General features: G+C 59.1%; 5 protein-coding genes. 2 read left to right on the forward strand and 3 right to left on the reverse strand.

What is annotated here, in order from left to right; translation table 11 throughout:
* Positions 1-3: 3 nt before the first annotated feature.
* Together HUU46_05340 and HUU46_05345 are read right to left on the reverse strand one after the other, a co-directional pair.
* Positions 4-831, reverse strand: a complete 828-nt coding sequence (locus HUU46_05340) for an ABC transporter permease (GenBank protein NUM53048.1) — start codon at positions 829-831, stop codon at positions 4-6.
* Positions 832-833: 2 nt separating this feature from the next.
* The gene (locus HUU46_05345; protein ID NUM53049.1) at positions 834-1,784 is read right to left on the reverse strand and encodes an ABC transporter ATP-binding protein; all 951 of its coding nucleotides are present in this window, start codon (positions 1,782-1,784) and stop codon (positions 834-836) included.
* A 405-nt stretch (positions 1,785-2,189) separates the two neighbouring features.
* Here HUU46_05345 and HUU46_05350 point away from each other — a divergent pair, with 405 nt between their 5' ends.
* Positions 2,190-4,973, forward strand: a complete 2,784-nt coding sequence (locus HUU46_05350; protein NUM53050.1) for a pyruvate, phosphate dikinase — start codon at positions 2,190-2,192, stop codon at positions 4,971-4,973.
* 260 nt (positions 4,974-5,233) lie between these two features.
* Here HUU46_05350 and HUU46_05355 read toward each other — a convergent pair whose 3' ends face one another.
* Positions 5,234-6,406: an ATP-binding protein gene (locus tag HUU46_05355; GenBank protein ID NUM53051.1), complete on the reverse strand. Its 1,173-nt coding sequence runs from the start codon at positions 6,404-6,406 to the stop codon at positions 5,234-5,236.
* A gap of 107 nt (positions 6,407-6,513) precedes the next feature.
* On the opposite strand from HUU46_05355, the gene HUU46_05360 reads away from it, so the two are divergent.
* Positions 6,514-6,828 carry a hypothetical protein gene (locus tag HUU46_05360; protein ID NUM53052.1) on the forward strand — a complete coding sequence of 105 codons (315 nt, stop codon included), beginning with the start codon at positions 6,514-6,516 and terminating at the stop codon, positions 6,826-6,828.
* The last annotated feature ends 646 nt before the right edge of the window (positions 6,829-7,474 follow it).

Here is a 7,474-nt window from a genome sequence, read left to right on the forward strand (position 1 = left end):
AACCTACAGCTCCTTGCGGCGGAATATCCAGTAGGACATCAAATAGCCGGCCAACCCGTACACGAAACCGTAGACGATCAACTGCGAAAAGATGGTGTCCTTGGGAGCATCGTTGGACGCGAGGTACAGGATTTGGTCCTTGAGGTCGAAGAGTTGAAGATTCGGCAAGACGTAGTACAGACCACTTGCGGTATTTCCGATCAGGGAATCGAGCATGCTTTCGGTCTGGCCGGAACGGTCGGCAACGTCCTTCAGGTATTCCGTCAAGTTGCCGGTGATGTAGATGAAGAGGCCGCCAATCGTCGGCAGTACGGCCGAATTCGCCGTACACGAAATGGCAAATGTGAAGGCGGAAACGATAAGGAACTGAAAGTACGTCAACAGAATCGAATAGAGCAGCAGGGTCGGCAGCACGTTCTCTTTCAAGTACAGCGCAAAGAAGAACAGCCCGCCCATCAAGGCCAGATTGATCAAAATGATTATCTGCACGCCGAGGAATTTTCCGAGCAAATACTGGAACCGGCGCACGGGTTTCGAGAGCACGGTGTAAACCACTTTGTTGTCCACTTCGGTCGGCACGACGGACGCGGACACGAAGATCGTTATGAGCATCCCGAAAATCGAGATGGTCGTAACGCAGATGTCTTTAATGAGCTTAATGTCCAGTTCGGACTGACTGCCCTCCGCGGTGGTCGTTGTGAGGAAGGCCGTGAAAAATTGGGACCCGAAGATGACGAGGATGCTCAGGATCAGGAAGCCGATCAGGGTCTTCTTCCGCATACCTTCGCGCCACGTGTACAACGCGATACTGGAGACGCCGCCGAAACCCATGACTACTTCTTCCCTTCCTTTTTCGCCTTTGCGTCGCCAACCACGCGAACAAAGAGTTCCTCGAGCGTTTCGCGGCGCGGCGCAACGCTCGCGATGGAAACACTCTCGGCCTTGAGCAAGTCGAGCGCGTCGTACAAGGACATTGCCGGTGGCACGCGCATCCGCGCGCGGCTATCGACGACATCTTCCGCGGCGAGGCCGCGTTCGGCCAGCTTCTTGATCGCGGCCTCCGTAATGCCGGTGACATCGATGGTCATGTCGCGGTCGGTCAGCAGATCGTTAATCGTGCCCATCGTTTGCAGCACGCCCTCATATAGGATTCCGACGCGGTCGCTAATCAATTCGACTTCGAGAAGCTCGTGGCTCGAGATCAGCAGCGATTTCCCCTGCGCGCGCAATTGGACAAGCAGATCGCGCATTTCCTTGCGGGCAACGGGATCGAGGCCCGTGGTCGGTTCGTCGAGGATCAAGACCTGCGGATCGCTCAACAGCGCCTGTGCCAATCCGATTCTCTGGCGCATGCCCTTCGAATAACCGCGCAACAGGCGCTTGCGCGCGCGCGTCATTCCCACCGTTTCGAGCGTCTCGTCCACGCGGCGATTGAGATCCTTGCCGCTCAGGCCGTACAAACTCCCATAGAACCGGAGGATTTCTTCGCCGCGCAGGAAATCGGGATAGTACGCGCCTTCGGGAAGGTACCCGATCTTGCGCTTGATATCGGGGTTGTCGATGTCGTCGCTTCCCATGATCTTGATCGTTCCCGACGTCGGGAAGATCAAGCTGAGCAACATCTTGATCGTCGTCGTCTTTCCAGAGCCGTTTGGGCCGAGGTACCCAAAAATCTCGCGTTCGTGAACGGCAATGGTAAGGTCGTTGAGGGCGTGGACGTCTTGTCCCCGCACTGCGCCTTCATACACTTTTGTCAGGTGGTTCGTCTCAATAACGGCAGACACAGTACTTCCTCGGCGTTCGAGTTAATCAAGCCCAGTGGCATGGCCAGGAGTGAAAATCGGTCACTGCAGCAGGCGCACTACACCATTCGAGACGCGAAGGATAGCAAAGGTGCGGAAACTTGTCAATGAAACCCCGGCCATAAACTCAACGGGGCGCTCGGCGCCGCCGCATCCCCCTCCGTCCAACGGTTGAAGAACCCGCGAGGAGGGCGCTATACTATGCTGATTTTTCTGGGCGCGGGGTCCAGCCAGAAATGCGTTCGGGGGCCACGCCGTCCACCGCGACTCGGCGGTTGGGAACAGCGGCCGGGTGGCCGTACGGGTAGTTTTTCACCATCGTTCGCGCGCGCCCATTGCGCGCGCGAAACGTCCTTACGCGTTATATATGGGAGGAGACTTCTAGTTATGTCCAAAAAGTATGTCTATTTCTTCGGCGGCGGCAAGGCCGAAGGCCGCGGCGACATGAAGGAGCTGTTGGGCGGCAAGGGCGCCAACCTGGCCGATATGTGCTCCATCGGAATTCCGGTGCCGGCGGGTTTCACCATCACGACCGAAATGTGCACCGAGTACTACAAACACCACGGCAAGCTGCCCAAGGAACTCACGAAAGAAGTCGAAAAAGCGCTGGCCCGTACCGAAAAGGTCATGGGCAAGAAGTTCGATGACCCCAAGAACCCCCTGCTGATGTCCGTGCGTTCGGGCGCCCGCATGTCCATGCCGGGAATGATGGACACTGTGCTGAATATCGGCCTCAGCCCAAAGACGATACCGGGTCTCATCAAGAAGAGCGGCGATGCCCGCTTCGTGTACGACGCGTACCGGCGCCTGATTATGATGTACGCCGACGTCGTCATGGAAAAGGCCGCAGGCCTCGAGCCGAAAGACGGCCACAGCGTGCGCGAGGTGTGCGAACACGCCATGGACGCTATGAAGAAAGAGCGCGGCGTTACGGAAGATACCCATCTCACCGCGGACGATCTCCAGCAGTTGGCGGAAAAGTTCAAGGCGATCGTCAAAGAACGCGTCGGAAAGCCCTTCCCGGACGACGCCCACGAGCAGCTCTGGGGCGGTATCAAGGCGGTCTTCCAGTCGTGGAACGGCAAGCGCGCAATCGCGTACCGCCGCATCGAAAGCATCCCCGACCACTGGGGCACGGCGGTCAATTGCCAGGCAATGGTCTTCGGGAACATGGGCGAGACTTCCGCGACGGGCGTGGCGTTCACGCGCGACCCCGCCACAGGCGACAACAAGTTTTACGGCGAGTGGCTCGTCAACGCACAAGGCGAGGACGTGGTCGCGGGCATTCGCACCCCCTCCCCGCTGAACAAAGCGACCAAAACCGAACACACGCTCGATCACAAATCGCTCGAGGAGGAGAATTCAAAGGCCTATAAGAAGCTCGATAATATCCGCCTGAAGCTGGAGAAGCATTATCGCGATATGCAGGACATCGAGTTCACCATTGAAGATGGCGAACTTTGGATGCTGCAAACGCGCACCGGCAAACGCACCGGCACCGCGGCCGTCCGCATGGCCGTCGAGATGTGCGAAAGCAAACTCATCGATAAGAAGACCGCCATCAAGCGCGTCAAACCCGAACAGCTTGACGAACTCCTCCACCCCATGCTCGACCCCGACGCGGAGAAGAAGACCCGCCTTCTGGCCAAAGGCCTTCCCGCGGGCCCCGGCGGCGGCGTCGGCCAAGCCGTCTTCACTGCGGACGACGCGGACGCGTGGGCCAAGCAGGGCAAGAAAGTCATCCTCGTTCGCAACGAGACGTCGCCGGAAGACGTTCACGGCATGCACGTCGCCGAGGCCATTCTCACGGCCAAGGGCGGCATGACCAGCCACGCCGCGCTCGTCGCGCGCGGCTGGGGCAAGTGCTGCATCGTCGGTTGCGGCGCCCTGCACATCGACTCGCGCGCAAAGACGATGTCCGTCGATGGTCTCACCATCCGCGAGGGCGACTGGGTGTCGCTGAACGGTTCGACCGGCCGCGTGTATCAGGGCCAGGTCTCCGTGTTGCCCGCGCAACCCGACAAGAACAAGTGGTACAAGAAGCTTATGACCTGGGCGGACGAAATCCGCCAGATCAACGTGCGCACCAACGCCGAGCGCCCGGAGGATGCGGAACAGGCGATCGCCTTCGGCGCCGAAGGCATCGGCCTCGCGCGCACCGAGCACATGTTCTTTGAACCCGAGCGCATCATCCACATGCGCGAGATGATCCTCGCGGACACGGAGGCCAAGCGCCGCGAAGCGGTGATGAAGCTGCTGCCGTTCCAGAAGAAAGACTTCCTCGGCATTCTCAAGGTAATGGCCGGCAAGCCCGTGACGATCCGCCTGCTCGATCCGCCTCTGCACGAGTTCGTGACGCTGACCGATGCGCAGGTGAACGAGTTGTCAAAACAAATCGGGGTTTCGGCGGACCACATCCATGCGCGGATCAAACAGCTCCACGAGCTCAATCCCATGCTCGGCCACCGCGGATGCCGCCTCGGCATCGCGTATCCCGAAATCACGGAGATGCAGGCGCGCGCCATTCTCGAAGCCGCCGCCGAACTCGTGAAGCAGAAGGTCAAGGTCCTGCCGGAAATCATGATCCCGCTCGTGGGCCACGAGAACGAATTCAAGAACCAGGAAGCAATCGTCCGCCGCGTGGCCGACGATGTCCAGAAGCAGTACAAGGTCAAGATCGATTATCTCGTCGGGACGATGATCGAGATTCCGCGCGCGGCGCTCGTCGCCAATAAGATCGCGGAAAAGGCCGAGTTCTTCAGCTTCGGCACGAACGACCTCACGCAAATGGGATTCGGCTTCTCGCGCGACGATATCGGCGGGTTCCTGCCCTACTACCTCGAAAAAGGCATCCTGCCGCAGGACCCGTTCCAGGCCATCGACCAGGAAGGTGTCGGCCAATTGATCGATCTCGGTATCAAGAACGGCCGCTCCACGCGCCCCGCGCTCAAAGTCGGCATCTGCGGCGAACACGGCGGCGAGCCCAGCTCCGTCAAGTTCTGCCACCGCGTCGGCATGAACTACGTGAGTTGCAGCCCCTTCCGCGTCCCCATTGCCCGCTTCGCCGCCGCCCAGGCCGCTATCGAGTCCCCGCGCGACAGCAAGAAGCTCAACGGCAAGAAAGCCGGCAAGCTCGCGAAGTCAAAAGGCAAGAAGAAATCAAAGAAGTAACCAACTGTCTACCTGCAAAACTCAACCGGCGCCGGCGACGCAAGTCGCGCGGCGCCGGTTTCGTTTTGCCTGTCTCAACGCACCAAATCCGCCGCAGTCCATCCGGCGATAGCTTCCCGACGGGCGGGGCGAGGCTCCGTCCGAGCCAACTCGATGCACCGACGGATTTGTGCCGGCATCAGAATCGATCTCGCTCAAACTCCCCCCCACTTCCCGACAGATCCGATCTTCCCTTTTCTGCCGAACCCGACCTTTCCCCATCACTCGACTTTACCTACCACCTCGCCAATCCGCTCCACAGCCACCGCGCGCACGCCCGGCGACAATGCAGTGCCCGCCGCGCCTCCAGTCTTCCCCGCGTGCACCACGAACCCGTCGGCCCGATATCCCGTGATCGATTTCTTTAGCCGGTTCATCGGCGCGCTCATGTCCGCCGTCGGCGTAGATGTAGCCTTCGCCTCGATGAGTGCGATTCTCCGCTCGCGCAACGGCACGACAAAATCTACCTCCAGCCCCTGCGCCTCGCGGAAGTAATACAGGCTTCGTCCGGTCCCGCGATTGATCTGGGACTTCACAATCTCGCTCGCCACCAGCCCCTCGAACACCGGCTCGAGAAACACGGATTTCCGCAGCGCGGCATCGTTGTCTATTCCCAACAAATGGCACGCCAGCCCCGAATCGACAAAGTACAGCTTCGGCGATTTTACGAGCCGCTTGCCAAAGTTCTCGTAGAAGGGCGGCACCAACAGAATTTGCCCCGTAACTTCCAAGATGCTCAACCACTGCGAAACCGTCGGTACCGACACGCCCAACGGCGCCGCGATGTCCGTGCGATTCAGTATCTGCCCGCATCGGCTTGCAATCAGCGCAAGAAAACGCCGGAACACCGACAAATCGCGAATCGACGTAATTGCCCGCACGTCCCGCTCCAAATACGTTTGCACATATGATCGGAACCACAGGTCTCTCGCGGGGGGCCGTGCCAAAACTTCGGGGTATCCACCGCGCAACAAACTCACCTTGGACGACTCCGTGAGCGACAACGGCAACAACTGAAGCACCGCCGCCCTCCCCGCCATCGACTCCGACACGCCCTTCATCAACGGCGCTTCCTGCGACCCCGTCAGGAACCAGCGCCCGCGTTTCTTCGGTTCCCGATCGATCCGCGTCCGCACGTAGTTGAACAGCTCCGGCACGTTCTGCATCTCGTCCAGAATCACCGGCACGCGCAAGCCGTCCAGAAACCCGTTCGGATCCGACCGCACACGCCCAAGCACATCGGGATCCTCAAGCAGCACATACGTCGCCTTCGGAAACAGGCGGCGCAGCAGCGTCGTCTTTCCCGCCCGCCGCGGTCCCGTCAAAATGACGGCGGGGAAATGGCCGGCGGCCTTGGCCAGGTGGCCTTCGATATCGCGTGCAACGTATCGCATGGCGTGTAAAATATAAAGTATCACTTTATATTTGTCAATATGCCCCGGCCCCGCGGACGGCACAATCCCCAAAAGGCGACTCTCGATCTTTTGTTCGCGCGAAATTTTTGTTTTATATAACAGTAAAACACCTCCGGCAGGCCTGCTCCGGCAACCACGACGGACCGCGCAACGCCTGCCTCGCCTTGCTGTCGATTGCCCCGGACTTTCTCGAGTTTGCGCAACCAACCCGCGAGTTTCCCCTCCCCACACCGGGCCGCACGCGCTTCTACTTCATGACCTACGACGGGCCCTACACCGCCGGCGCCCTCGAAGACGACCTCGGAAACAACTGGCTTCCGCCTTCCCCGCTGTTCCACAAGGCCCACGAGGTCATCGCACAAGTCAGCATAACGAACACACAACCCAACGCCCCTACCTAAAGCAACCGAAGAATTCCGTATCGACGATCGTCAAACACGGTGATTCTTTGCACTGCCCGCGAACTCTTCTCTGCTCCCTTCGCGTTCTCTCGCGGCTAATTCCCGTTGTGGCGGGCGTGCTCCCTCAATATCTGCCACCGCTATGCCATGAACTACGTAACTTGCTATCCCTTCCGCTTGCCCACCGGGCGATTCGCAGTCTCCCAGGCCGCTATTGAGACTCCGCGACAGCAAAAAACTCAATGGCAAGAAAGTCGGCGGAAAGAAGGCACGCAAAGCCGCCTTCAAGGGCAAGAAGAAAAAGCCCAAGAAGTAATCCAACTGCCTACCTGCAACTAAAGACCGGCGTCGGCATGCAATGCGACACCGAATGGAAAAATGCTTGGCTACTGTTCGAACGCAATGGAGAATCTCGAACCGTTCAACGAGGCAAGTATTCCGTAATTCTGACCTCGATCGGTGGGGCCCCAGTTAACTTCAATGCCGTTACCCGCATGTACTCGCAGTTGTTTTTCGGTAAGAGAACGCAGAGCGCCATCTGGAACGGGGGCGTGCTCCCCTAAAAGTAGACCAGTTGGAATGTTAGGATCTCCGGGCATGAAGGAGGTCCGAGATGAAGAAGAAGCGGTTTACGGAAGAGCAGATT

It is taken from the genome of Candidatus Hydrogenedentota bacterium (genome assembly GCA_013359265.1).
In the GTDB taxonomy this organism is placed as follows: Bacteria; Hydrogenedentota; Hydrogenedentia; order Hydrogenedentales; family SLHB01; genus JABWCD01.

Bases quoted from the DNA above. Each gene is read 5' to 3' on its own strand.
- HUU46_05350 (NUM53050.1), top strand. From the start codon at position 2,190: ATGTCCAAAAAGTATGTCTATTTCTTCGGCGGCGGCAAGGCCGAAGGC.
- HUU46_05355 (NUM53051.1), bottom strand. From the start codon at position 6,406: ATGCGATACGTTGCACGCGATATCGAAGGCCACCTGGCCAAGGCCGCC.
- HUU46_05340 (NUM53048.1), bottom strand. From the start codon at position 831: ATGGGTTTCGGCGGCGTCTCCAGTATCGCGTTGTACACGTGGCGCGAA.